The organism is Achromobacter sp. UMC46 (assembly GCF_014170335.1).
Taxonomy (GTDB): Bacteria; Pseudomonadota; Gammaproteobacteria; order Burkholderiales; family Burkholderiaceae_B; genus Achromobacter.
Map to the genome: position 1 here is coordinate 167,742 of NZ_LZZS01000004.1, position 24,908 is coordinate 192,649.

The 24,908-nt window shown below is 65.4% G+C and carries 20 protein-coding genes; 4 read left to right on the forward strand and 16 right to left on the reverse strand.

Annotation, left to right across the window (positions count from 1 at the left end; all coding sequences use genetic code 11):
* Positions 1-19: 19 nt before the first annotated feature.
* Positions 20-1,468, forward strand: a complete 1,449-nt coding sequence (locus tag A9973_RS03740) for a DUF1254 domain-containing protein (RefSeq protein ID WP_183012428.1) — start codon at positions 20-22, stop codon at positions 1,466-1,468.
* 58 nt (positions 1,469-1,526) lie between these two features.
* On the forward strand, positions 1,527-2,567 hold the full coding sequence (locus tag A9973_RS03745) for a DUF1254 domain-containing protein (protein ID WP_183012429.1): 1,041 nt from the start codon (positions 1,527-1,529) through the stop codon (positions 2,565-2,567).
* A 477-nt stretch (positions 2,568-3,044) separates the two neighbouring features.
* On the opposite strand, the gene A9973_RS03750 is transcribed toward A9973_RS03745, so the two are convergent.
* The 13 genes from A9973_RS03750 to A9973_RS03810 form a co-directional block, all read right to left on the reverse strand.
* Entirely contained in the window at positions 3,045-5,585 is a 2,541-nt protein-coding gene (locus tag A9973_RS03750) for a fused MFS/spermidine synthase (RefSeq protein ID WP_255469011.1), read from the reverse strand.
* Positions 5,586-5,666: 81 nt separating this feature from the next.
* Positions 5,667-7,301 carry an arylsulfatase gene (locus A9973_RS03755; RefSeq protein WP_183012430.1) on the reverse strand — a complete coding sequence of 545 codons (1,635 nt, stop codon included), beginning with the start codon at positions 7,299-7,301 and terminating at the stop codon, positions 5,667-5,669.
* 49 nt (positions 7,302-7,350) lie between these two features.
* Positions 7,351-8,382, reverse strand: coding sequence for an HAD family phosphatase (locus tag A9973_RS03760; RefSeq protein ID WP_183012431.1), 1,032 nt, complete (start codon positions 8,380-8,382; stop codon positions 7,351-7,353).
* Positions 8,379-9,812 carry a BatD family protein gene (locus A9973_RS03765; RefSeq protein WP_183012432.1) on the reverse strand — a complete coding sequence of 478 codons (1,434 nt, stop codon included), beginning with the start codon at positions 9,810-9,812 and terminating at the stop codon, positions 8,379-8,381. The genes A9973_RS03760 and A9973_RS03765 overlap by 4 nt, the downstream gene beginning before the upstream one ends.
* Entirely contained in the window at positions 9,809-11,323 is a 1,515-nt protein-coding gene (locus A9973_RS03770; protein WP_183012433.1) for a VWA domain-containing protein, read from the reverse strand. The genes A9973_RS03765 and A9973_RS03770 overlap by 4 nt, the downstream gene beginning before the upstream one ends.
* Positions 11,308-12,336: a VWA domain-containing protein gene (locus A9973_RS03775; protein ID WP_183012434.1), complete on the reverse strand. Its 1,029-nt coding sequence runs from the start codon at positions 12,334-12,336 to the stop codon at positions 11,308-11,310. Before A9973_RS03775 ends, A9973_RS03770 begins: the two co-directional genes overlap by 16 nt.
* Entirely contained in the window at positions 12,323-12,823 is a 501-nt protein-coding gene (locus tag A9973_RS03780) for a DUF4381 domain-containing protein (protein ID WP_183012435.1), read from the reverse strand. Before A9973_RS03780 ends, A9973_RS03775 begins: the two co-directional genes overlap by 14 nt.
* Complete coding sequence (locus tag A9973_RS03785; RefSeq protein ID WP_183012436.1) at positions 12,820-13,785, reverse strand: DUF58 domain-containing protein; 966 nt, start codon at positions 13,783-13,785, stop codon at positions 12,820-12,822. Before A9973_RS03785 ends, A9973_RS03780 begins: the two co-directional genes overlap by 4 nt.
* Positions 13,786-13,797: 12 nt before the next feature.
* Complete coding sequence (locus A9973_RS03790; RefSeq protein WP_183012437.1) at positions 13,798-14,778, reverse strand: MoxR family ATPase; 981 nt, start codon at positions 14,776-14,778, stop codon at positions 13,798-13,800.
* A gap of 59 nt (positions 14,779-14,837) precedes the next feature.
* Entirely contained in the window at positions 14,838-15,986 is a 1,149-nt protein-coding gene (locus A9973_RS03795) for a formylglycine-generating enzyme family protein (protein ID WP_183012438.1), read from the reverse strand.
* 151 nt (positions 15,987-16,137) lie between these two features.
* A complete protein-coding gene (locus A9973_RS03800; RefSeq protein ID WP_183012439.1) occupies positions 16,138-16,407 on the reverse strand; it encodes an H-NS family nucleoid-associated regulatory protein in 270 nt (89 codons plus the stop codon).
* Between the two features lie 101 nt (positions 16,408-16,508).
* Positions 16,509-17,483 carry a helix-turn-helix domain-containing protein gene (locus A9973_RS03805; RefSeq protein ID WP_183012440.1) on the reverse strand — a complete coding sequence of 325 codons (975 nt, stop codon included), beginning with the start codon at positions 17,481-17,483 and terminating at the stop codon, positions 16,509-16,511.
* Positions 17,484-17,597: 114 nt separating this feature from the next.
* The gene (locus A9973_RS03810) at positions 17,598-18,503 is read right to left on the reverse strand and encodes a LysR family transcriptional regulator (RefSeq protein WP_183012441.1); all 906 of its coding nucleotides are present in this window, start codon (positions 18,501-18,503) and stop codon (positions 17,598-17,600) included.
* A gap of 175 nt (positions 18,504-18,678) precedes the next feature.
* On the opposite strand from A9973_RS03810, the gene A9973_RS03815 reads away from it, so the two are divergent.
* Both A9973_RS03815 and A9973_RS03820 read left to right on the forward strand, forming a co-directional pair.
* Positions 18,679-20,031, forward strand: coding sequence for an alginate export family protein (locus A9973_RS03815; RefSeq protein WP_220805352.1), 1,353 nt, complete (start codon positions 18,679-18,681; stop codon positions 20,029-20,031).
* Positions 20,032-20,057: 26 nt separating this feature from the next.
* Complete coding sequence (locus A9973_RS03820; RefSeq protein WP_183012442.1) at positions 20,058-21,749, forward strand: amidohydrolase; 1,692 nt, start codon at positions 20,058-20,060, stop codon at positions 21,747-21,749.
* 14 nt (positions 21,750-21,763) lie between these two features.
* On the opposite strand, the gene A9973_RS03825 is transcribed toward A9973_RS03820, so the two are convergent.
* The 3 genes from A9973_RS03825 to A9973_RS03835 form a co-directional block, all read right to left on the reverse strand.
* Complete coding sequence (locus tag A9973_RS03825) at positions 21,764-22,783, reverse strand: porin (RefSeq protein ID WP_183012443.1); 1,020 nt, start codon at positions 22,781-22,783, stop codon at positions 21,764-21,766.
* Between the two features lie 17 nt (positions 22,784-22,800).
* The gene (locus A9973_RS03830; RefSeq protein ID WP_183012444.1) at positions 22,801-23,778 is read right to left on the reverse strand and encodes a tripartite tricarboxylate transporter substrate-binding protein; all 978 of its coding nucleotides are present in this window, start codon (positions 23,776-23,778) and stop codon (positions 22,801-22,803) included.
* 93 nt (positions 23,779-23,871) lie between these two features.
* The gene (locus A9973_RS03835; RefSeq protein WP_183012445.1) at positions 23,872-24,861 is read right to left on the reverse strand and encodes a zinc-binding alcohol dehydrogenase family protein; all 990 of its coding nucleotides are present in this window, start codon (positions 24,859-24,861) and stop codon (positions 23,872-23,874) included.
* Between the last annotated feature and the right edge of the window lie 47 nt (positions 24,862-24,908).

The window sequence follows — 24,908 nt, forward strand, 5'->3', positions numbered from 1 at the left end:
ACAATCCGGAGCGTTCATCATGAGAGCCACCAAGTCGATATTGGCAGCCGCAGTAATCTCGATGTTCTCGGCCGCAGCGCCTGCGCAGCAAACCATGCCGGTTCCACCCGTGAACATGACCACACCGCCATTGCCCGATGTCATCGTCACCAAGGAGTATGTCGAGGCCGTCGGCCGTATGGCCTATCTTTGGGGCTGGCCGCTCATCAACGAGCGGCACCGCCATGACTCCTTCAATAAAGCCCCTGAGCCGGGCTTGCTCGGCGGCGTGGTTCCCGTCGGCCCGTCGGGCTATGTCGGCCTGCTGACGGACTACATCGCACCCGAACAACGCTTCGTCACGTGCCCGAACCAGGACGTTGTGTATGGGTTCGGCTTCGCCAAGGTCGACAAGGAGCCCGTCATCATCCAGGTGCCGGACTTCGGGAACCGCTATTGGGTCTATGCGCTCTACGACGCGCGCACAAACAGTTTCGGCGGGCTGGGCAAGCAGTACGGCACAAAGCCGGGCATCTATATGGTCGTGGGGCCAAATTGGAAAGGCAAGACACCCAAGGGCGTTACCCAGGTCATTCACGCACCCACGGACACCATCGGCATGGGGCCGCGCATATTCATGGATGACACGGACCAGGACCGCAAGGCCATCCAGCCTTTGCTCAACCAGGTCATGGTTTACCCCTTGAGCAAGTTCACGGGCAAGGCGCAGACAAAAGACTGGTCGAAGGTACCGAAGTTTCCGGCTGGCGATCAAGGCCAGGGCGAAACCAAGTGGGTCAACCCAGAGACATTCTTCGACGAACTGCCTGACGTGCTTCGCGAGGTACCGCCGCTGCCAGGTGAAGAAGCCTGGTACGCCCAGATGAAAGTTGTGCTGGATGCCGCAGCGAAAGACCCGGCCGTCAAGGACCAATTGAAGGCCCTGGCAATTGATGCGGAGAAAACGCTCATGGGGCCGATCTTCGAGTTCCGCAACAATGGCATCGCCGTCGGCAATGGTTGGACAACGGCGCCGAACGGCGGTCGCTTCGGTTACGACTACCTTACCCGAGCAGCCATCGCCCGTTCCAACATGTACGTGAACCGGCCTGAGGAAACCCGCTACTTCTATCTGGACGTGGACAGCGCGGACCAGCTTCTCAATGGTGCCAATCGCTACACGGTCACGTTCAAGACGCTTCCACCCGTCAATGGCTTCTGGTCGCTGACCGTGTACAACGAGCACCACCTCTTTGAGCCGAACTCGCTGAATCGCTACTCGTTGGGTACGAAAAGCAAATCGCTCAAGCGCAATGCGGATGGCACGCTGACGCTGTATGTGCAGGCCGACTCTCCCGGGCCGGACAAGGAATCCAACTGGATCCCTACCCCCAAGGGCAAGTTTTCGCTGTATCAGCGCAACTACTGGCCCAAACAGGAGATTCTTCAAGGCAAATGGACCCCGCCCGCGGTCCTCAAAGCCAACTGACGGTTGGCTTCGAGACCGCACGAAACAGATCGCACGTATTAAAGAAAGGAGTACGCCAATGATTAGGAAGCAATCCCTTGCCCTCGCCTGCCTGGCCCTTTCGCTCCTGGCGGGTTCGGCTGTCGCCCAGGATACCGTCAGCGTCACCAAGCAGAATTTCTCGCAGGCGATGACGGACTACGCGATGCAGAAGGAGTTCTCGCAAGGCGCCGACAATACCTGGAACCATCACCGCAAACCGATGCCGCTTGATGAACAGCCAGCACCGCTGATGAACAGGGACACCGTCTATTCCTTTGCGATTCTTGATGGTAGTGGAGACGTCGCAATCACCCTGCCTGAGAACGACGGGCGCTACATGTCGCTGCACGTGATGGAGCACAACCACGTGACCTATAAAGTGTTCTATGGTCCTGGCCGCTACGTCATTCCCGCTTCGAAAACCACCGACTTTTTCTACGCGAATGTGCGGATGCAGGTCAACGCCGCGGACCCGGCAGATGTGAAAAAGGTGAACGACTTCCAGGATCAGTTGAAAATCGAGTTTCTGAACGGCTACAAGCCGAAGTCGTTCAAGGTCACGAACTGGAACAAGGCGGAGTTCGAAAAGCTTCACAAGGAATACGTGGCCGAAGCACAGAAACAGGGGGTCACGGGCACCATGGGAACGGTGGATCACCCCGTCTCCACGGAAGCCCGCAACCGCGGCGTGGCAATCGCCACCGGCTTGCTGCCCGACAAGGACGCCGTCTATCTGACCGCGATGCACAAGGTTGAAATGGGTAAGACCTACAAGGCGACCTTCGCCGTGCCCGAGATGAGCGACCCAAAGCTCGGCTTCTATTCCGTAACGGTCTATGGCGACGACCAGTACCTGAAGACCGACAAGGGCTCCACGATAAGTAACAGCGAAATCAAACTGAACCCAGACGGGAAAACGTTCGACATCTATTTCGTGCCTGAGAGCGAGTACGGCAAGGGCAAACACGCCAACGAACTGATCATTCCTACCGCGCCTTTCTGGACATGCACGCGCATCTATATGCCGGGCGCGTCCGTGGTTAAAGGTGCATACAAACTGCCGAAACTTGAGAGTTGATCGTCGTCCAACAGGCAGCCCGAGGCGCGCGATCGCGCGTCGCTGGTCGGACGTCATCTGGCCTTGTCTGCATGTACACACGAGAATGGTTCGTGACCGCGAACGACGACCGCGTTGTGGTCGGCATTGATCATTTCCCCAGCGTTCAGAACGTCAATCTGCGCGCATGCCGTCGTTGTTCCTGGCCGTTATAGGACCAGAGCGCATTCCGTGGAATCCAACAATTCGATGGGAGACCATTTTAGGGGCGACGGCCACAAGTGGTTCAACGGTGTTGCGTCGCCACATACAACAAGCGCAACAACGACGCCCGATGTGTCCGTGCAACACTTCCGACCTGAAAATGGAGGCGTTTGGACTCGCTGCTCGGTCCAACGTTCAAAATGCGTCCACGCAGCAGGTACCGAAGTTGCCAAGAATGCGTAATTCACCTAGTACGGCGAAGCAGCGCCTTCCGGCCGCTCGCCGAACCTGGCTCTAGTCGGCCTTTCCGCCCGTAAACCATCGCAGATACGAGTTGTCGCGGCTGGCTGCCGCCAACCGAGCTCCGTTGCGCGCCCATCCATCGCGGTCGCCTTCATAGGCTGCCAGCGCACTTTCGTAGAACGAGTCCAGCGCACTGCGCTCGCGATCGATCTCCTGCGTCAGCGCGGCGTCCACGGTGCCCAGCGGCGGCTCGCTACGTTCGGCAAGCAAGGCCGGCAATGTGCGCGCGACTTCCCTTGGGCGTACCCAGGTCGCGTATTCAATGGCCGGACGGTCGTCGGTGACCGCAGGCGTCTCCCCGGCAAAGCGCACCAGGCCGTCGCGGTCGGTCACCCAGGTGGCCAGCAGCGCGGCCGGCGACGCAACCCCGACCTCGGCAAGCGCCGCCTTCACTTTCGGGTCGGCGAATCGGGCGGCGATGCGGGCGGGATCCAACGGCAACGGAGCCATCGACCCCACCATCAGCATTTCATGGAACTCGGTCGTCCAAAGGGAGGCGTGCGGAAAGACGTTGATGAAACTGGCCACAAGCGAGCGAGTGTCGTCAAGATTCTGCGTGGGCAGCGGCAGCCACTGCGCGACGATGCCCTGCGGGTTCAGCCGCGCGGCGGCAAGGGAATAGAAGTCTTGCGAGTAAAGATTGACCACGCCTGCGGCCGACGGCGGAGGCGGCTCGAGCGTGATCAGGTCGTAGCGTTCAGCGCTGCCCAACAGTTCCCGCCGCCCGTCTTTCAGCCGCACCTCCAGACCGGGGTCTTTCGACGCCCCGTAGCTGCCCTTGAACAGCGGCGCGGCGTGAAGCACGCCGGGCAGCAGTTCGGCGACCACCCTGCGCTCCAGGCCCGGATAACGCGACAAGGCGCCGGCCGTGATGCCGGTGCCGTAGCCGATCACCAAGGCGGAGCGGGGTTCGCCGGCGTGCACGATCAAGGGCAGGAGCGCTTGCAGGCGCATGTAGCGCAGCGACGGCATCGCGTCGCCGGAGTTGGAAACGCCCTGGATATAGAGGCGATGAAAGCGCCGGTCGCCCTTCCCTTGCTCCACCACCGCGACCGTGCCGCCATGGTTTTCCTCGTAAAAGACCAGGCTGCCCCCTTGCGCGCCCGGCAAGAGACGGGCCAGGTGGTCGACCGGCATCGCAACGCCCAGGATGATGGCCGCGCCCGTGAATGCCACGCCCAATCCTTTTGCCAACGACGATGACGATGGCGCGCGCCAGATCGCCGCGACGCCAATGCAGCAGGCGATAACCGTCAGCAGCGCCAGACTGCGCACCGTGCCGAGCTGCGGCAGCAGCAGGAACCCCGTCAACGCGGTTCCCGCGATGCCGCCAAGCGTGTTCGAGGCCAGCACCGCGCCCGCGCCCTGCCCTCGGCATTCCGGCGGCACGGCGATGCGCAACACCGCCGGAAAGGCCGCGCCCAGCAGCAGCGTGGGCAACAGCACCACGGCGCCGGCCGCCACGGCGAACCGTCCGCTCATGCCGGCCATATTGCTTTCGGTCCAGCGCAGAATGGACGCTTCGGCCAGGCTTTGGGCGCTGATCAGCCAGCGTCCCAACAGCGCGGCTTCGACCAGCGCGATCAGGCCGGCGCCCGCCACCAGGAACCCGAAGACGCGCCACGGGTCGCCCAGCCAGCGTTCGCAGCGGGCATACAGCGCCGCGCCCAGCGCCAAGCCGGCAAGATAGACCGCCAGCACGATCGAGAACGCGAACGCCCGGGTGCTCATGAAGGGCACCACCATCTGTGACCAAAGCACTTCATAACCCATTGCGACCGCGCCCGCGGCCGCGTACAGCCCCAGCGCCGCCCGGGCTTCACGAGACAAGGCCGGCGCAGGCGCTGTCACGTCTGGCGGCGGCATTTCCCGGGCTGTGGGCCAGCTCTGCCGGGCCAACGCCCACGCGCCCAGCGCGGCGGCCAGATTCAGGCCGGCGGCCACCCAGGCAGTGCCGCGCACCCCAAACGCGGGGATAAGGAGAAAGGCGGGAAGCAAGGCGCCGATGATTGCGCCTCCCGTGTTGGCGGCGTAGAGCGTGGCGCCTGCCCGGCCGACCCGTCCCGCACCGGTCGCGCGCAACAGCACCGGCAAGGTCCCGCCCATAAAAAAGGGCGCGATGCCGACGACCAATACGATGGCAAGCCAGGCCAGCAAGGGGCTGAACGCCTCGCCGCGCGCAAAGGCCGGTGCGCCAAGCGCCAGCACGGCGGTCACGCCCACGCCCAGGACGGCGATGGCCACTTCAATGCCCGCATACAGCAGGAACGGCCGCGCGGACAGGTCGGCCCGACGCCCCAGCACCCAGCTGCCCGCCGCCAGCCCCAAGAAGAATGCCCCGACCGCAGCCGCGATCGCGTGCACTTCGACGCCGACGATCAGCGACAGTTGTTTGATCCACAGGATCTGGAAAATCAATGATGCCACGCCGGACAAGGCCAACAGCGCGGCCGCGGGCCACAAGGCCGTCCGGACAAGCAAGGCCGCGCCTGCCGCAGGGATAGCCTTCATCGGGCGCGCGGATGCATTCATCGTGTTGTCCTCTTCCTAATATCGGTCCACCAAACTACCAGGGGCGGGCGCGGCCGCAAAGCCGCGCCCGCCCCTTACTGCTTACTTGCCCTGCTTCTTCGCCTGCTGTTCGAAGTATTCCTCGATCTTCTTATCCACTTCCTTCTGCACCTGGTCGGTACTGAAGCTGGGCGGATTCTGGCTGGGCGGCCAGTCGATGAAGGTCTGCAGGAACTCGCCGGCCTTGGCGGATCCGATGAACGCCAGGTACGCGTTCTTCGTCAGCCAGTCGTTGTACTGGTCGGAGACGATGTCGGCGCGCTCATACGGGTCCATGCGCAGGTTGAACACCTTGGGCACGCGCAGGCACACGAAAGGTTCCTTCCACACCGCGAACCCGCCGGGCGACTTCTGTTCGCAGAACACGACCTTCCAGTTCTCGAACCGCATGGCGACCAGCAGGCCGTCATCGTTGAAGTAATAGAAGTCGTCGCGCGCGCTCTTGTCGCTCTTGCCGGTCAGGTAGGCCAACTGGTTATAGCCGTCCAGATGCACTTTGAAGTCCCGGTTGGCGCCGTTGGGCCGCCAGCCCTTGAGCAACCGCTCCTTCACCCCGTCGTCGCCAGCGGCCGCCAGCAGCGTCGGGAACCAGTCCATGCCCGAGACGATGTCGTTCTTGACCGTACCCGGCTCGATGTGGCCTGGCCAGCGGATCATCGCCGGAACGCGGAAGGCGCCTTCCCAGTTGGTGTCCTTCTCGCTGCGGAATGGCGTCGTGGCGGCATCCGGCCAACTGAACTGGTTGGGCCCGTTGTCCGTCGTGTAGATCACGATGGTGTCCTTGGTGATGCCCAAGTCGTCCAGTTTCTTCAGCAGCTTGCCAACATCCTGGTCATGCTCCCACATGCCGTCGGCATAGTCGTTGCCGGGCATGCCGCTCTTGCCCTTATGTTCGTCGCGGATGTGCGTGAACAAGTGCATGCGGGTGGTGTTCATCCACAGGAAGAAGGGCTTTTCCGCCTTTCCGTGCTTGTCCAGGTAGTCCAGCGCCGCGCCCACGGTCTCATCGTCGATGGTTTCCATGCGCTTGGTGGTCAACGCGCCGGTATCTTCGATCTTGCCGTCGGCCGACGCCTTGATCACCCCACGCGGCATATAGGCTTTGATCACCGGGTCAGTGGGATTCTTCGGGAAGTACGGCCGCTCGGGTTCCTCTTCGGCGTTCAAGTGATAAAGATTGCCGAAGAACTCGTCGAAACCGTGTTTGGTAGGCAGGTATTCGTCGCGGTCGCCCAGGTGGTTCTTGCCGAACTGCGCCGTGTTGTAGCCTTGGCCCTTCAAGGCTTGCGCGATCGTGATGTCGCGGTCTTGCAGCCCCACGGGCGCTCCCGGGATGCCGACCTTCGACAAGCCCGTGCGGCGGGCCGACTGGCCGGTGATGAAGGTCGACCGGCCCGCCGTGCAACTGTTTTCGGCGTAGTAGTCGGTGAAAATCGCACCCTCGTTGGCGATGCGGTCGATATTGGGCGTCCTGTAGCCCACGACCCCTTTCGTATACGCACTGATGTTGCCCTGCCCCACGTCATCCCCGAAGATGACAAGGATGTTCGGCTTTTTGCCGGACGTTTGCCCCTGCGGGCTGGACTGGGCATTCTGGGCTTGCGCATACGCGCCGCCCATCACCGCAAGTCCGCTCGCGGCCACCAGCGCCGCGCCCAACCATCGTCTTGCTTTCATGACTGCTCTCCTCGCCCAAAAGGGCCATGTACTCCCAAATCACGCTTGCTTAAGGCTTTTCGAACCCGTATATCCGTTTCCACTCCGTCTTCATGTCAACAACCGTCCAGCCGCTGCGCTGGGCTTCGTCCAGCGCGCGGTCCAATCGCCCGACGCTGGAATCCCGGTCATAGGCCCATTCGCGCTGCGCGTCGGTGTGGTGCACGATCCCGGCGAAGCGTTTGCCCGCGCCAGCGGTCGTCCACTGCAACATCTGAAGGTCGCCGTCGGAGTTGCCGAAGGCCAGTAGCGGGCGGCGGCCGATGTAGCGTTGGATGGCCACCGGCTTGCCCGGACCGTCGTCATTGAACTCGAGCTTGCCCTGGCGCCAGAGCACCGGCTTGCCTTCCCGCATTTCAAACGTCGTGGCGAACCCGCTGCCGATGACCTGCTCCGGCGGCACCCCATAGGCCGCCTGTGCCCACGGCCGCATGAACTCGGTTTCGCCACCCGACACGATGTAGGTCTTGAAGCCGTTCGCGCGCAGATAGTCCAGCAATTCGCGCATCGGCACATAGGTCATCGAGGTGTAGGGCTGGTTGAACCGCGGATGCCGCGCGGTCGTGGTCCATTGGGTCACGCTTTGCGTGAAATCCTCCACGGTCATGCTGGTGTGCGTCGCGCCCACGATCTTCAGCAGCCCCTCCTGCCCGGCTTTCGCCAAGGCGGCTTTGTCGCCTTCGATGGCGGCTTTGAACGGCTGGCGCTTGGCCCATTCCGGATGCGCCGGCGCCATTTCCTTGACCCGGTCCAGCGCGAACAGCACCTGAAAATACAGGGGTTGCTCGGACCACAGCGTGCCATCGTTGTCGAACACCGCGATGCGTTCCTCGGCCGCGACAAAGTCCGGACTGCCCGGTTGAGTCACCGCATGCACGAAATCCACGATGGCGGTGCGCGATGGGCCGTCGTTCCAAGAAGGCAAGTCTGCTTGCGTGGGCGACGCCTTCTGCGGCGAGGCGCAAGCCGTCAACAGCAGCGCGATGGACGCCGAAGCCAGCCACCCCGCCCAGCCACGCCGTCTTTCAGTCGTTCTTTTCATCGTTGGCTTCCTTGCGCATCTTGCGCCGTTGCTGTTCTTCCTGCTTGAACCGGATTCAAGTCGCCCGGCAAGGCATGCGCGGGCGCCGTCACATGACGTCCCCGCCATGCGAGCCTCCATTGAACCGATGACTTGGCGAGCACGCCGCGCCATGCCGAAGCCGGTTGCGACGCGCCGCCATAGGCGTCCCGAAGCACGGCCGCTGCCGTCTGCCGCGGGGTTTGGCCTAACGGCGCAACGGCCGCGCGCAAGTCCTGCGCGCCTGTCGCCACGCGCAGCCAGCGATAGAACGTCCCGAGCGACGCGGTCTGCCGACGGGTCTCACGCTGCCATGCGCGCCAATGCCAAGCTTCGCTGGCGCGGCGCGCCGCTGCCGCGCGCGCTGCGCGGGCGCGCAATGCCGCGGCAAGGCGCCGCCACCAAGGCCAGGTCAGCCACAGGGCGGCAAGGGCCGCCAGCAGGCCTGCGCCCCATGCCAGCCATGCGGCCGGGATGACCCAGCGTAGTCCGTGGCGCAACCGGGCCAGGTCTTCCGTCAGCGAGAACGGCGGCGTGACGGCGGGCGCCGTTGCCACGGTGAATTCGCGTCCTGGCAACTCCGATTTAGCGGGTTGGCCGGTCGCGCCGTCGCGCCATCTCACGGTCAGCGGCGGCAGGCGGAACGTGCCCGCCTCCTCTGCGACGTAATCCGCACGGTCGATCCGCTGGCCCCCGACGAAACCGCCGCGGCCGTCGTCCAAGGTGGTCACCTCGGGTTCGCGCGGGTAGCGTTTGAACCCCGGCAGGTCCGGCAGCGCCACGGCGGGCAGCAGCATCGCCTGCACGCCGTCGGCCCGCTGCGTGACGGACCGCGTGATCCGCCCGCCCACGATCAACGGGTCCGGTGCCATCGAGAAGTCCTGGGTCACTTCCATCTTTCCGGCCGCCATCGCTTGCCCGGCGGCCGCCGTCTGCGGCAGCACGGAAAACGAAACGGGTTTGCTCGCCCCAGATGCTTCCTGGCCCCCCGGGCCCACCTTGGCCGTCACCGCCAAGGCCGGCACTTGCATGGCGCCCGCAGCCGTCGGGCTGAGCACATACGTGTAGCGCACGCCGCTATAGGACACGCCGCCGACGGTGTCGCGCACCAGTTCGCCCTCGCCTTGCGGTGGCGTCACCAGGGCGCCCGGGATATCCAGCGCAGGCAGTACCGGCGGTTGCGTGAACCAGGTCGGCGTCAACACCTCAAGCTGCAACTGCACCGTCGCGCCCACGCGCACTTCGGACGGCGCCTGCAAGGTGGCCGTGACCCGCAGGGCCGGCGCATCTTGCGCGGCCGCAGGTTGGCCAAGCGAGACAACGAGGCCAAGCAGGCCGAAGAGACCAGATAGGCCAAACCAGCCGGCTCGGCCGCGCGTCAAGAACCAGAGCATCCGGTGCATGCAGCTCATGGGCGCCCTCCCGCCGCCGCATCTTCGACGGCGAACCTGCCGCGCAGGAAGCGTGTCGGCGACAGCGTCAGATTGCGCAACCAGACGTCGTCGGACGTGGCCTGGGCGACGGGCACGTCGACCATCTTGCCCGTCTTTGCCGTCTTGTCCGCGATCGTCTGATCCGGTGGATCGGCCTGGTCGCCCTGCTGTTCCTGGCTCATCGCCGCCAACAGGCGCTCGACGATGCCCCGGTTCACCGCGGCGGCCTCCCAACCCGGCGACAAGGCCAGGGCGTGGTCGTAGGCGGCCAATGCGGCGTCGTATTGCCGCAGGCGCGTCTGGGTATTGGCCACGTAGAAAGCCCCCTCCGGGGTTGCCACCTTTGAAAACGCGGCCAAGGCGTCAGCGTACTTGCCTGCCTGGTAGGCGGCCCGCCCCTTCCAGTAAGGATCCTGGAAAAGCGTGGCGGCTTCTTCGAAGCGGCCTTTGTCGAACGCCAGGCGCCCCTGCTGGTCCGCCGTCAGGAAAGCGTCGGCCAGCGGATTCGCGCGTGATTCAGCCGGCGCGCCCACCGACACGGCGATCAGGATCGCGGCCGTCCACGCCACATTCCAACCGCGCCGCACCGCCAACAAGGCCAACAACGCCAGCGGCCAGCAGAGCCAATAGCCGGCGTCCTTCCAGTGAATGGCGCCGGATTGCGCATCCTGCACGGCCTGGAAATGCTGCTGCGCATGCAGCGTGATCCAATCCAGGTCGTCGGGGCTGGCGGAAAGACTGCCCAGCGGCGCGCCCGCCGCCCGCGCCAGGCCTTGCAACGCGTCCTTGTCCAAGCCCGATTGACCCACCGCCATCACCAATACTTGCAGGTCGGCCGCCGCTTGCGCGCGCTGGCGTACCGCGTCCAGGCTGCCGGCATCGGCGCTGTCGGTCAGCAATAGCAATGTGCCGCCGGCGCGCTCGGCCGCCAGCACTTTCGCTGCCAACGCGATCGCGCCTGCCGCGTCGCGCCCTTGCGGCCCGATCAGATCGGACGCCAATGCCTGGGTAAACAGGTCCAGCAGGTACGTATCGTCGGTCGGCGGCAATACCAGGTGGCTCGTGCCCGAGTAGGCGATCAGGCCCGTCTTGGCGCCGGCGCGGCGGGCGGCCAGATCGCGCACCAGATGCTTTGCCGCTTCCAGCCGCGTGGGCGGGACATCCGCGCCGTCCATGGACGGCCCCAGCGCGACGGCCACGATAAGCGGCGCCACATTGTCCAGGAACTCAGGCTGGTCGCGATGCCATGCCGGGCCTGCGGCGGCGATGGCCCCGATGGCCAGGATCAACCCCAGCGCGTCGATCGGCCGCGGCCCGCGGCTGCCCGGAGAACGCACGATCAGGTAGGGCAACAGCACGGGAGAAATCTGGCTGGCGCGCCCCGTGGCATCTCCTTCGCCGCGCCGGACCCACCAGGCCAGCGCCGCGGCAAGCAGGCCCAGCAACCACCAGGGGCGCAGGAAATGAAAGGCGCTCAGGTCGAGGTCCATGCTTCCCCCTCTTCCGTCCGCCGTCCGCGCGCGCCCGGCGCGCGACGGGATCGCCATGCGGCGATGGCGGCCACGCCGTGCCAGGCCGCCAGCAAGCAAAGGGCCAGGCCGAGCGGCAACCAGAAATAATCCCGCTTCGGTTGATGCCGCAACGTCTTGACCTCTTGCGGCGTGATGCGGTCCAGCGTGGCATACACCGATTGCAGGCTGGCCAGATCTTCGGCCTTGAAAAACTGGCCGCCGGTGGCGCGGGCGATGCCTTCCAGCACGCCGAAGTCGACCCGGTCTTCGCCGGTCGCGGCGGGATCGCCGATGCCGATGGTATGCACGATGATGTGGTGCTGGGCCGCCAACGCGGCGGCGCGCGCAGGCGGCACCGCGCTTCCGGTGTCATTGCCGTCGGTCAGCAGGATCAACACCTTGTCGCGTTCCTTGGCGGCATCCAGCATCCGTATACCCAGGCCGATGGCGTCGCCAATGGCGGTGTTGGGGCCAGCCATGCCGACGGCGGTCCGGTCCAGCAGCAGGCTCAACGCGACGTGGTCGCCCGTCAAGGGGGCCTGCGGATACGCGCTGGTGCCGAACACGATCAACCCGAGCCTGTCGTCCGCGCGCTTGGCGATGAAGTCCGCGACCACGGCCTTGACGGCTTTCCATCTTGATTCAGGTTGCCCCTGGGCATTCCGGAAATCGGCAGTGTCCATCGACTGCGAGATGTCCACGGCCAGCAGGACATCGCGAACCGCTTCGGTGTGCGTCAGCGGCGGCTCGACCCATTGCGGACGCGCCAGCGCCAACACCATCAGCAGCCAGACCGCGACGTTCAGCCAGAGCTGGCCCGGGCTGGCCCGCACGCCCGGCCGCGACGGGGACTGCCCCGTAATCGCGGCGACGGAATCGAAGAACGGCACGCGCAGCGCGTTGCGCTGCTGCACATAGGCGGGCAGCCAGCGATAGGCGGCCAGCGCCAGCGGCGCGACGGCGAGCAACCAGGGATATTCAAGCCGCCACATGATGCTTCACCATCCACTCGCGGCTTGCGCGGATCAATTGCGAAACCGTTGCGCTGTCCAGCCCACGGACCGCCTCGTCCGGGGCGTACGCCAGCAAGCGCATCAGTGCCGGGGAGTCCTTTGGAAAGCCTTGCGGCACCGCGCGCTCCAGGTAGGCCAGCCACGCCTCGCCGCTCAGCGACGCCACGTCGGCGCGCCCGCCCGGCGGTTGGGCGGCCAGCGCCGCACGCTTGAGCAGCGCCGGCAAGCCGCGCGCCGCCAACGGATCGATTGCGACGTCTTGCGCCAGTCGCCGCAGCGCCGTCAGCCCCTGACGGCGGTACAGATTGCGGCGGCGGCGGCGCAACGCGGCCGCTCCGGCCCATGCGCCGCCAACCACCAGCACGACGGCCAGGACGGCCCACCCCCAAGTCTGGGGCCAGTAGGACACGGCCGCTGGCAACGGCAGTTCGCGCAACTGGTCCAGGCCTGGCAGCGCGTCGCTCATCCTCGGGCTCCCTGTCGCTGTGCCCCGGCCGGCGCCGTCGCCTGCTTGCCGAGCTCGCGACGCAGCTGCGGTAGTTCATCTTCCGCCGTGTCGATGGACAGCAGCGGCACGCGGCTGCGGCGCAGCAGTTCAGCCACCTGGCGAAGGCGGTCGCTGAAGAAATGCGCCAGCGGCTCGCGCTCGCGTTGCCGGCCCACGGCGACTTCCAACTGCAGTTCGCCCTGCGTGACCGCCAACCGTCCGCTGCGGGGCAGTTGCTGCGCCATCGGATCGAACACCAGCATGGCCAACACATCATTGTGTGCGGCCAGCAGGCGCAGCGTGCGCAGTGTCTCCTCGTCCGCGCCGGCGAAATCGCTGATGACGCAGACCAGGCAATCGTGCGGCGCGTTCAGCAGCGCGCCGCGCAATGCGCGGTTCAGCCCTTGCGCGGCGGGCGCATCCGGCTGGGCCGCAGACAAGTTCGCGTTCGCCCGGGCGACTTCGGCCAGCAAGGCGCGGACCCGGTCGCGGCTGCGCAACGGCTTGAATGCCCTGCACCCGGCGTCGTCGAACACCAGCCCCCCGACGCGGTCCCCTCCTCGGTAGGCGATCCAGGCCGCTATCGCCGCAAGTCGCGCCGCCACGGCGCACTTGAACGCGCGCACCGATCCGAAGTACATGCTCATGCGTTGATCGACGACGATCATCGCCGGGCGGTCCCGTTCTTCGGTATACGACCGCACAAACGGTTTGCCGTAGCGCAAGGACGCGCGCAGATCCAGGCGACGCAGGTCATCGCCTGCCACGTAGCGTCGAAGTTCAGCGAAATCGAGCCCCCTGCCCCGCAGGCGCGACCCATGCGGGCCGGCAAGCACGCTGCTGAGCGGCTGATTCGCCAGGAACGACAATCCGCTTGCGGCCGCCTCCAGCGCGACCAGTTCGGACAGCGGCGGGTGGACGGGGTGCGGCGTGCGGTTCATGGCGGGCGACCCCTATGCCGGCACGGCGACAACGTCCAGAAGCCGGTCGATGGCCTGGTCGGCCGTAATTCCGTCCGCCACCGCGTCGTAGGAAAGATGCAAGCGATGGCGAAGCACCGCGTGGGCCACCGCGCGCACGTCGTCCGGCGCGCTGAAGTCGGCGTCTTCCAGCCACGCGTGCACGCGGGCCGCACGGTCCAGGGCAATCGCGCCGCGCGGGCTGGCGCCGACTTGAATCCATCGGCCCAGATCCGCGTCGTAGTCGGCGGCGCGGCGCGTGGCGTTCACAAGATCCACCGTATAGCGGTCCACCGCGGGCGCCACGTGCACCGCCGCCGCTTCGGCGCGGCATGCGAACAAGGTCTCCTGCGAAATGCGCGCCGCGTCGGGTTGCGCGCCCGCGCCAGCATCCTGTGGCGTGCCCCTCAGCATCGCCAGCATCGCCATTTCGTCCTCGGCGCCGGGATAGTCCAGCTTGATCTTCATCAGGAAGCGGTCCATCTGCGCCTCGGGCAAGGGATACGTGCCCTCTTGCTCGATCGGGTTCTGCGTGGCCAGCACCATGAACAGTGCCGGCATCTTCCGCGTGTTGCCGCCGACGGTGATCTGCCTTTCCTCCATCGCTTCCAGCAGCGCGGATTGCACCTTCGCCGGTGCGCGGTTGATCTCGTCGGCCAGAATGAGGTTGCCGAACAGCGGTCCGGACTGGAACGCGATGTGATTGCGCCCTTCCGCATCCTGCTGCAGCACATCGGCGCCGGTGATGTCCGAAGGCAGCAGGTCCGGCGTGAACTGGATGCGGCTCATGTCCGCCGCCAGGTGCGCGGCCAGGGCCTTGACCATGCGCGTCTTGGCCAGCCCGGGCAGGCTCTCAAGCAGCACATGGCCGTCGGCCACCAACGCGATCAGCATTTGGCGTATTACCGCTTCCTGCCCCAAGACCTCTTGAGAAATCGCCGCTTCCAACGCCAGAATTCCATCGCGCTGCGCCATGCTTATCCCTTTCGTCAAATGCAAAACGGGTACAGCTCGCCGGGCAGCCCGGCGAGGGCTCAACGGCTGGCGACTTGTCCGGGGCGGGTTTGCGCCTGCTTCCACTGGTCGGGCGTCATCACCGTGCGAAAGCCCAGGTGAGACATCCCGTTCAAGGGGTCGGTGCCCCGCCGCGCGCTGGCCCGGTAGCTGATGCAGTACGTATCGCTGCACAGGAAAGAGCCGCCGCGCGTGACGCGCTTCGGCGCGGAGGCCGGGACGTTGCCGTCGTCGGGGTCGAAGCTGTCGGCAGGCCCTGCGGGGTCCTGCGGCGGCTGGCGGTACTGGGCCTGAATGCGGAACGCATCGGCGCGATACCAGTCGGCTGTCCACTGCCAGACATTCCCCGCCATGTCATAGAGGCCGTAGGCGTTGGCGGGGAACGTACCCACCGGCGTCGTGCCGACCTGGATCTTTTCGTCCTTGACCACCGGGAACGGTTGCTGCTGCTGCGTATCCCAGATGTTCGCCATGGGTTTGCCGTCGGGGCTGAGTTCGTTGCCCCAGGCATAGGTCGCCTGCTCCAGGCCGCCGCGCGCGGCGAACTCCCATTCCGCTTCCGTGGGCAGGCGCTTGCCCGCCCACTTGGCATACGCCTGCGCATCCTCGTACGACACCTGGACCACCGGGTGGTCGTCCTTGCCGTCGATGCTACTGCCCGGACCTTGCGGTTGACGCCAACTTGCACCTTGCACGAACCGCCACCACCGGCTGTAGTCGCGCAACGACACTTCGGTTTCGGATCCCACAAAGACCATGGCGCCCGGCACAAGCAGGCTGTCGTCCGGACGCGGCGTGCCCGGAGGCAGCTGGACCTTCAGGTCTTCCCACTTCGGCTTCTGCTCGGCGGTCGTCACGTAGCCCGTGGCGTCGACGAAACGACGGAACTCCGCGTTCGTGACGTCGTGGGTGTCCATCCAGAATCCGCTTACCCGAACGCTATGCGGGGGCAGTTCGTTCGGTTGCGAGAGCTTGTGGTTATTGCCCATCAGGAATTCCGCGGGCGGAATCCAGGCCATGCCGGCCGGCCCCTGCTTGCCGTCGCCCAGCGTGGCCACCACGGCCGTGGGCTTTGGCGTGAGGCTGACGCCCGCGACATAAGCGCCCAGCGCACTGGCGCCAAGCAGGACCCCGGCTATCGTCAATCCAACTTTCAGTTGCTGCTTCACGTGCCCCTCCGTACTGCTATGGAAACGAAACGGCGCGCCGGTACGCTGGCGCATGGGTATCACGAACTGCTTGTCACGCTGAATCGGAAATGCATTCGGCGAATGCCGACGGAGACCTTCAAAAAGCGCACTGCCCGGCGTGGCCGGACAATCATTCCACGCTGTAAGCGTGGCGGTCCTTGCCCCGGATCCAGTTTGGCGGACGGCCAATGCCGTTCCACGTCTGGCCTGTCTCGGGATGGCGATACCGGACCAGGTCAGAAAGATCGGGGCCAAACAAATGGTCTGGTTTTATTCCATATTCCTTGATCTTCTGCCGCATGTCGACAAGAATGATCTGCAGTTCCTGGCGACGCAGACGTTCTGCCTGTGCCTCAAGCGTGCGTATGCGCGCTTTGACTTGCCGATAATTCTCCTCCATGGACCCACCTCTCAGCCGTTCGGTGCGTGCAGTAAAAATAACGTTAAGCGATTATTGGCGATATCCGAAAAGCGAAATCTTCCGGATGCTTTTTGTTAACGTTAGCTACGAGCCCGCCGCAGCGTGTCGCGCGGCGACTCGCCGAATGCTTGCCGGAAGTACTGGGCGAAGCGGGACATATGCCGAAAGCCCCATTTCGTGGCGATCTCCGACACGCTACGCGTCTGGCCGTGGGCAAGCAAGTCCCGCAGCGCACCATTGAGCCGGGCAGTCATGAACCATCGTCCCGGCGTCATGCCCACGCTGCGCCGGAAGATCAATTCCAGCGAACGCAGGCTGTAGCCGCTGCGCCGTGCGATCTCGGCCAACGCGACATCGGCGTCTTCGCCCGAGAGCACCAGGCGCTCACAGGCGGAAATCAAGTGGTGATGGCGCTGTTCGACGACCGAGCGCGCGGCCGCTTGCGCGGGCGTCGCATTGCCCAGCGCGTCCAGATAGCCGTTCAGGAGCGACTCGTGGATCACGGCAGCCAGATCCGGGTCCATCCCCCCTGACGATTGCGCGCGTTTAGCCACATTCAGCGCGTCATCGACCAGACACGTCAAGGCGCGGCGGCGGCCCGCATCCAGGTGCAGCGATTGCGCGGCTTGCCGCGGCAGCGTGAGCGTAATCCCTAACCTGCGCGTTGCCCCCACCTGGAGCACGGCTTCGGGAACGGTGAAATTCACCCAGCGTGACGGTCCGGATGCGTGATAAAGCAGCTCCAGGCCTGCCGGATAGACCTGTATGTCATCGGCGCCGATCAACGTGGTGTTGACTTTGGTCTGGTCCCCGCCTTCAGCCATGAACCCGATGCAAATGCCGTCTTCAGGCATGCACCCCTGCGCAATCACGGGAAAGTCGTAGCACCCGGTTTCCAGGCGAAGGTCGCCGAGGATCAGCCGCTGATGCTGCAGCATGGTTTCCCGGGACGAGAGCAGTCGGTGTTCGAAGCGGCCGCCGTACACGACGTCGAACGCCTGCGACGGTTCGAAACCCGAATACACCTGCGTCATGTATACCGACTGAAATGACATGGCAAAACCCCTGCATGATTTCGCTTTTCGGATAACGGCCGAATGAGATTAGCATCAGGCGATAAATCGCGACAAGGCTAAAAGCCGCTTTCCATCGATGTACCCGCAGGGTTATTACTCTTCATCGATTTGCCGGAACCGCAGCACAAGAAAGTCGATCAGCGCGCGCACCGAAGGCAATAGTCCGCGGCGGGACGGAAATACGGCATGGATGATTTCCGCGCGGGGCGCCCAGTCGGGCAACACGTGGATCAACGCGCCGCTTTCAACGAAGTCCCGCACCACCATCTTGGGCAATTGCACGACGCCCACACCCGCCAAGGCGGCGGTACGCAATGTCAGCATGCCGCGCGTCACCAGGCGGGGCTGATGATGGACTTCCGCCATTTCCCCTGCGGGCCCCAGCAGGTTCCAGGCATGCTGGCTCTGCGGCCGGCCAAGCTCCATGCTGGGCAACGTCGGCAAATCCGCCGGCGTCCGGGGCGAACCGAAACGCGCCAGCAGCGACGGGCTGGCCACCAGGCATTGCCGCCGTTCGGCCAGCACCCGCATGACGAGTTCGGAGTCTTCCAACGGCGGCGGCCGCACGCGTATCGCCACATCGATGTTCTCGGCCAGCAGATCGACACGGCGGTTGGTTTCCTCCAGGTGCACCTCGACCCCGCGGTGCTCCACCATGAAATCCGCGATCATCTCGCCGACCCGGGTATCCAGCAAGGTCACCGGGCACGCCAGCCTGACGATGCCGCGCGGCTCGCTCCGAGTCTGCTCGATGGCGTTGTGGGCGGATTCGGCCTCGACCAGCATCGCCTTGCAATGCGTGTGGAAGGTCTGCCCGATTTCGGTCACTGAAAAATGCCGCGTCGACCGCTGGATCAGCCGCACGCCCAGCCGGTCTTCAAGCATCGACACCCGGCGGCTGAGCTTGGATTTGGGGATGTCCAGCGCGCGCCCCGCCGGCGCGAACCCGCCGTGGTCGACGACTTGGGCAAAAAAGTAAAAATCGTTGAGATCGTGCATATCGGGCGCAGTGTTCTGAATGTAGAACTATGATGCCAAAAATCGGCACTACCGGAGTTATTGTCCGTATTTTATCGTCACCGCCATCCCGCATATCCCAGATGGCATCACCCTGTTTTCCTATCTACGCATCGCTCGCTGCGCCTTCCTCTCGTTAGCCGCCGCGTCGCTGGCCGTGCCGGCGATTTCGCGCGCGGATCAGACGCCCCCCCTGCCCTCCATCGACCCTTGGCGCTACACCGAGGACTACCGCTATCTGGACGATCCCGCCCATCGCACGGGCGCCTGGGGCGAGCGCGGGAAATGGCTGCGCCTGGGAAGCGGCGTAGGCTTGACCTTGGGCGCCGAGGTGCGCGCGCGATACGAGCATTACCAAAACAATGAATTCGGCGCCGCCGCCGTGCCGGACGAAGGCTACGCGCTGTACCGCTTCTTGCCTTATGCGGATCTCAAGGCCGGCCGTCACTTCCGCGCGTTCACCCAACTGGCCCTGACGCAGACCAACCGCGACGCAGCCTCCGTCGGTCCGCCCGACGATACGGGCAACGATGTGCTGCAGGCGTTTGCGGATATCTCGCTTTCTGGCTCCGGCGGCGATTTGACGCTTCGCGCCGGGCGCCAGGTCATGGCCTACGGCAGCGAACGCCTGATCTCGGCACGGTACGGGCCGAACGTGTTGCGCGCCTTTGACGGCGGCATGGCCAGCTGGCAGGCGTCCGCCCTGCGCGTGGACGCCTTTCTTGTGCGCCCGGTTCGCAACGACCCTGACGATTTCCACGACCGCGCCGACCGGGACCGGAAACTCGGCGGCCTCTACGCGACCTGGTCCGAGCCCGGCGTCCAGGCCGGCACCGGCCTGGACGCCTATCTGCTGAACTTGTCCAGCAGCGCCGCCCGCTACAACCAAGGCGCCGGCCCGGAAAGCCGCAATACCGCGGGCCTGCGCTATTTCGGCGAGCGCGCAGGCTGGGACTGGGATCTGGAAGGCGTCTACCAATACGGCGACTTCGCCGGCGCACCGGTACGGGCATGGTCGCTGGCCAGCCATGCCGGCTACACCTTCGCCAGCGTGCCGTTGCGCCCGCGCCTGAGCCTGAAGGCCAACGTCATCAGCGGCGACCGGAACCCGGACGACGCATCGCTCCAGACGTTCAACGTCCTTTTTCCCCAAGGCAAGTACTTCGGCGAAGCCGGGCAAATCGGCCCGTCCAACCTGATCAATCTTCACCCGGCGCTGACGCTGGACTTGGGATCAGGGTGGTCGCTTGGCGCGGCAGCGGTTTTTTACTGGCGTCAGAGCCTGCAAGACGGCGTGTACGGCGTGGCGGGCAACGTGTTGCGCCCGGCCGGGGGCAGCCGCGCGCGCTACATCGGAGCGCAGGCAGACGCCGTGCTGGGCTGGACGGTATCGCGGCACTTGAGTTTCGAGGCGGCCTATTCGGTCTTCCGTCCCGGCAGCTTCATCCGCGATACCGGCCGCGCCGACACCCTGCATTTCTTCGGTTTGGAGGCGCTTTGGCGCTACTGATGTTCAACCACAATACGAGACAAGCAATGAATACAAGATATGGATCGGTCATCCTGGCGTTGGCGGCCCTGCTTCCGTACGCCGCCTACGCGCAGGAGGCAGACCTGGTGTTGCGCAATGGCGCGATCCTGAGCATGGATCCGTCGGCGCCGAACGCCACCGCAGTAGCCATCCGCGGCGAACGCATTGTTGCGATCGGCGACGACAGCGTGGTCGAACGGCACGTCGGGGCCGGCACGCGCCAACTGGACCTGCAGGGAAGAACCGTCATCCCCGGGCTGATCGATACCCATATCCACGCGATTCGCGGCGGTCAAACCTACGCATTCGAAACCTATTGGTACGACGCGCCAAGCCTGGAAGATGCCCTGGGCCGGCTGGAACGGGACGCCGCCGCCCGGCCCGTGGGCGACTGGGTGGCCGTAGTCGGATCGTGGCATCCGCAGCAGTTCCAGGAGCGCCGTCCGCCTACCTTGGACGACCTGGATCGCGCGGCGCCGCGCCATCCCGCTTACGTGCAATATCTCTATGACTATGCCTTGCTGAACACGCGCGGCATCGAGGCCCTGGGGCTGGACCTCCCGCGCCCGCCGTCCCTGGCGGGCATCACCGTCGAGCGCGATGCGCAGGGCCGCGCCACCGGAAAGCTGCTGGGCGGCGTCGGCCCATTCAATGCGCTGTTCGCCCGGTTGAGCCATACCGCCGATCGCGAAGCGGGCCTGCTTGCGTTCCTGCGCGCGATGAACGCCCGCGGACTGACCGGATTCATCGATCCCTCCGCCGGCGCGCCCGACGCCTACGAGCCCTTGTTCGCGTTGCGCGACCGCGGCCAGCTCACCGTGCGCGCCGGCTACCGGGTTTCAGCCATGCGCCCGGGCGGCGAGGCCGACTGGTTTCGCGGCGTAATGGCCTTCCGTCCGCCACGGCATGACGATGGCGAAATCGCGTTCCTGGGCCTGGGCGAAAACCTCGTCACCGCGATGAACGACGCAGTGCGCATGGGCCCGGGGTTCGATCCTCCCGCCGGCGCGCGGCAGGAACTCGTCCAGGTCGCCCGGTTCGCCGCCGAACGCCGCATACCCTTGGAGATCCACGCCTATACGGATGACGCCGCCAGCGCCATCCTGGACGCGTTCGAGACCGTGGGGCGGGACCACGATCTGCGCCCGTTGCGCTGGTCCATCGCGCACTTGAATACCGGCAGCCGGCGCACGCTGGAACGCATGGCGCGCCTGGGATTGGCTTACACGGTGCAGATGGGGCCTTATTTCGAAGGGGCGGCGATCCGGGAAGCCAATGCCGCGACCGTCAGCGATATCTCACCCCCTGTGCGGATTGCCCTGGACCTGGGCGTTCCGGTGGCGGGCGGCACGGATTCCACGCGGATCGGGGTGGCCGGCGTCTGGCAGGCCATCGAATACCACGTCCGAGGCGTGGCGATCGGCGGCTCGGCCGAGCGCCGCCCCGACATGCTCCTTTCGCGCGAGGAAGCCTTGGCGATGTATACGCGCCAGGCGGCGTGGCTGGCCTTCGACGAAACGGACCGGGGCCAGTTGGGCGTCGGCAAGCTGGCGGATCTGGCGGTGCTGGATCAGGCCTATCTGACCATGCCGGCCGACCGCATCCACACGGTCCGTTCGGTGCTGACCCTGCTGGGCGGCAAGCCCGTGCATGATACGGGCGCGCTGCCTGCCGCGGCTGGCGCGCCCGTCCGGTAGCGCTGCGCTGGCGCTCAGAAGGAATGGCTGATGCCGACCTGGAACCCTCTGGAGTTCTCGCCCGGCACGCCTTCCGGCGCCACGTCGCCCGTCACGAACGCCGCGTTGCCATCGTTTTTGATGAACGACATTGCGGTGTACAGCACCGTGCGCTTACTGAGCGGATGCACATAGCCCAGCGCGAATTGCTGGGCATTGTCGCCGTCCGACGCGCCGGTCTGGGTGGAACGCGAGTAAGACAGCTTCACTTGGCCTCGCCCCGCCGGGATCATGGCCCCTGCCAGCGCGACGTGCTGACGTTCCGCCTTGACCGATTGCCGCAGATAGTTGGCGAAGAGCTTCACGACGCCGAAATCATAGGTTCCGCCCAAGGTCGCCGTTTCATAATCATCCCGGCCGAGCGACGTGCTGCCATACGCCGCCGCGATGTTGACAGGCCCGGACTGGAACCCCAGCCGGCCCCCTGCGTAGCCCGCGCCCGACTTGTCTTCGTCGCGGGCATAGTTGATATGGCCGTACACCCCGCCCAGGTTCTTGGGCAGAAAGTACGCGACCATATCGCTGGCGCGCGACAGCGTCTTGGCATTGTCCAGGCCCAGCGGCCAGCCTTTGATGATGTTGCTGCTGCCGCCCACCCCGACGGTGCCGAATGGCGAAAAGGACGACACGTTCCAGAACGCCGCCGTGTAGTCGCGGCCCAGCCGCAGCTCGCCGTACCGGTCATTGATCAGGCTGATGGTCGACCTGCGGCTCCAAGTCAGCCCTTGCGGCCCGCCGGAGTTCGGCAGGATGGGCGCTTCCAGCCAGAATCCGACCGAATTGCCGTTGCCCAGCCCCTCCGTCCCGCGAATGCCGATACGGCTGGGAAGCATGTAGCCGCCCTGATCCAGGCCGATCTTGGACGAGCCTCCCGCCGATGCGCTGGTCACGTTCGTGTCGATATGACCGAACACCGTCACCGAGGCCGATTGCGCACCTGCCGGCCCCGCAATGGCGCAGGCGCCCAATAATCCCATTCTCATCATTAATGTCATGTCCCCTCCCCCTTGCTTTAGTTGCCCGCGCGGATGCCTGCGTCCCGGATCAGGCGGGTCGTGGTTTCCATTTCGACGCGGATCAGTTCGGCGAACTGCTGCTGCGGCATCGGCGCGGGTTCGACGCCCAGGCCGTCGAACCGTTGTCGGGTCGTATCCGAACTCAGCGCCTGGACCGCGCCCGAATGCAGCGTGTCGAGCACCGGACCGGAGATGGAAGCCGGCACGAACATGCCCACCCAGAACTTCTGGTCCGCGCCGCCGAATCCCGCTTCTGCCGTGGTCGGCACGTTCGGCAGCGCGGCGGCACGCGCATCCGCGCTGACCGCCAGCGCGGTGAGCTTGCCTGCGTTGACCATCGGCAGCGCCAAGGGCAAAGGGAGGAAAAACCAGTCGACCCGGCCTGCGATCACGTCGTTCACGGCTTCGGGGGTGCCCCGGTACGGCACATGGATCGCCTTGATGCCGGTTGCCGCATTGAATTTCTCGCCGGCGATATGGGCGCCGCTTCCGCTGCCTGACGAGCCGTAGGTGTATTGGTCCGGCTCCGCGCAGGCGCGGTCGACCAGGTCCCGCAAAGATTTGAATTCGCGCGCACTGGCCGCCACGATGACGTTCGGCATGGACGCCAGCATGGTCACGGGGATGAAGTCCTTCAACGTGTCGTACTTCAAGCCGGGGTACAACGACTGGTTCGCCAGATGCGCGGCCGAATGGACCAGGACGGTATAGCCGTCGCCTGCCGCCCCAGCGACCAGGGTCGCGCCCAGCACGCCGCCTGCGCCCGGACGGTTCTCGACCACCACCGGCTGGCCCAGCCGCTTTTCCAATTGTTCGGCCACCGTCCGGCCGATCACGTCGGTGGTGGAACCCGCCGTGAAGGGAACCACCATCCGGATGGCGCGGCTGGGATACGCCTGTTGGGCCAGTGCCAGGGCGGGCGCCCCGGCCAGAGCACAGGCGAGTTGCATGAATCTTCTACGATGCAGCGTCATGGTTTGTCTCCTTCCTTATCGTTATTTGCCGCGCGAAAAAATGCCGATCGCCCAGGGCTGAGCGGCGATCGGCATCGAACTGCTGTTATCGGGTCAAGGCGTGATGACGGGCCTGTCTTGTGCGCCTTCCAGCACCTTGATGTAGGCCTCACGTGCGCGCTCAAGCGGCATCAGGGCGTCCGTGCCGACGGGAAAGGACTGCAGGCTTTGATCTTCGAATCCGGCAAGCAACTCGCGGAAGACCGCGGCGCATTGCGTCGCATCCAGCTTCAGGCTGTCGACGCCGATCAGTTGCAGGTCGCGCCGATAGAACGCCTGGATGTCGAACGGCACATTCCGGTCGGGCGTGGAAATGACGACCTGCCGGCCGCCCACTTTCAGCGACTCGAGCGCGGCCGCGAAATATGGGGAGCCCACGGTGTTGTAGGCAATATCGGCGCCGGCCTGTCCCGTCAGGTCCATGACTTGCGCGGCGATGCCGCCCTGGCTTCCGTCGATGATCCGCACCGCGTCGCCTGCGTGGCCCACGTAGGGTGCGCCGCCCCGCTCCACGCCGATGACCTGCGCGCCCGCGCGCCGGGCCAGCTGGATAGCGGCCTGCCCCACTTTGCCGTTCGAGCCGAACACCAGCACCGTCTGCCCGGACCCGGTCAGGCCCGCGCGGCGCAGCCCTTCGTACGCCGTCACGAACGGCACGCCGGCGGTCGCCGCGCTGGCCGCCGGAATGTGCGCGGGCCGCCTGACCAGCGCCGCCACGGGCAGCAGCAGATAGCTGGCATGGGTGCCGTCACGGGTGATGCCCAGGTCGCCGCCGGTGCCCCAGACGTCCTGTCCGATCCACGCCGCCGGCCCGGCCACCACCGTGCCGGCATAGTCGCGGCCAGGCGTGCGGGGCCATATCGCATACGGCATCATGCCCATGGCCGCCTTGACGTCGCTGGGGTTGATTCCCGCCGCCCGGACTTCAACGACCGCGTGGCCGCTCGGAGCCTCCGGACAAGGCATATCGATGATGACGGGCCGCAACGCGGCGATGTCCGGGGCGCGGTCGGTGACACGGAGGGCTTGGCTTTTTCTAGTCATGTCTGTGATTGGAGATTCAAGGATTTTTGAGTAAGGCTTCCCCGCAG

Coding starts and splice junctions, on each gene's coding strand:
- A9973_RS03780 (WP_183012435.1), bottom strand. CDS start 12,823: ATGAGCGACGCGCTGCCAGGCCTGGACCAGTTGCGCGAACTGCCGTTG.
- A9973_RS03805 (WP_183012440.1), bottom strand. CDS start 17,483: ATGTCATTTCAGTCGGTATACATGACGCAGGTGTATTCGGGTTTCGAA.
- A9973_RS03790 (WP_183012437.1), bottom strand. CDS start 14,778: ATGGCGCAGCGCGATGGAATTCTGGCGTTGGAAGCGGCGATTTCTCAA.
- A9973_RS03750 (WP_255469011.1), bottom strand. CDS start 5,585: ATGAATGCATCCGCGCGCCCGATGAAGGCTATCCCTGCGGCAGGCGCG.
- A9973_RS03830 (WP_183012444.1), bottom strand. CDS start 23,778: ATGACGCTGCATCGTAGAAGATTCATGCAACTCGCCTGTGCTCTGGCC.
- A9973_RS03820 (WP_183012442.1), top strand. CDS start 20,058: ATGAATACAAGATATGGATCGGTCATCCTGGCGTTGGCGGCCCTGCTT.
- A9973_RS03825 (WP_183012443.1), bottom strand. CDS start 22,783: ATGACATTAATGATGAGAATGGGATTATTGGGCGCCTGCGCCATTGCG.
- A9973_RS03740 (WP_183012428.1), top strand. CDS start 20: ATGAGAGCCACCAAGTCGATATTGGCAGCCGCAGTAATCTCGATGTTC.
- A9973_RS03810 (WP_183012441.1), bottom strand. CDS start 18,503: ATGCACGATCTCAACGATTTTTACTTTTTTGCCCAAGTCGTCGACCAC.
- A9973_RS03760 (WP_183012431.1), bottom strand. CDS start 8,382: ATGAAAAGAACGACTGAAAGACGGCGTGGCTGGGCGGGGTGGCTGGCT.
- A9973_RS03775 (WP_183012434.1), bottom strand. CDS start 12,336: ATGTGGCGGCTTGAATATCCCTGGTTGCTCGCCGTCGCGCCGCTGGCG.
- A9973_RS03770 (WP_183012433.1), bottom strand. CDS start 11,323: ATGGACCTCGACCTGAGCGCCTTTCATTTCCTGCGCCCCTGGTGGTTG.
- A9973_RS03765 (WP_183012432.1), bottom strand. CDS start 9,812: ATGAGCTGCATGCACCGGATGCTCTGGTTCTTGACGCGCGGCCGAGCC.
- A9973_RS03800 (WP_183012439.1), bottom strand. CDS start 16,407: ATGGAGGAGAATTATCGGCAAGTCAAAGCGCGCATACGCACGCTTGAG.
- A9973_RS03785 (WP_183012436.1), bottom strand. CDS start 13,785: ATGAACCGCACGCCGCACCCCGTCCACCCGCCGCTGTCCGAACTGGTC.
- A9973_RS03835 (WP_183012445.1), bottom strand. CDS start 24,861: ATGACTAGAAAAAGCCAAGCCCTCCGTGTCACCGACCGCGCCCCGGAC.
- A9973_RS03745 (WP_183012429.1), top strand. CDS start 1,527: ATGATTAGGAAGCAATCCCTTGCCCTCGCCTGCCTGGCCCTTTCGCTC.
- A9973_RS03755 (WP_183012430.1), bottom strand. CDS start 7,301: ATGAAAGCAAGACGATGGTTGGGCGCGGCGCTGGTGGCCGCGAGCGGA.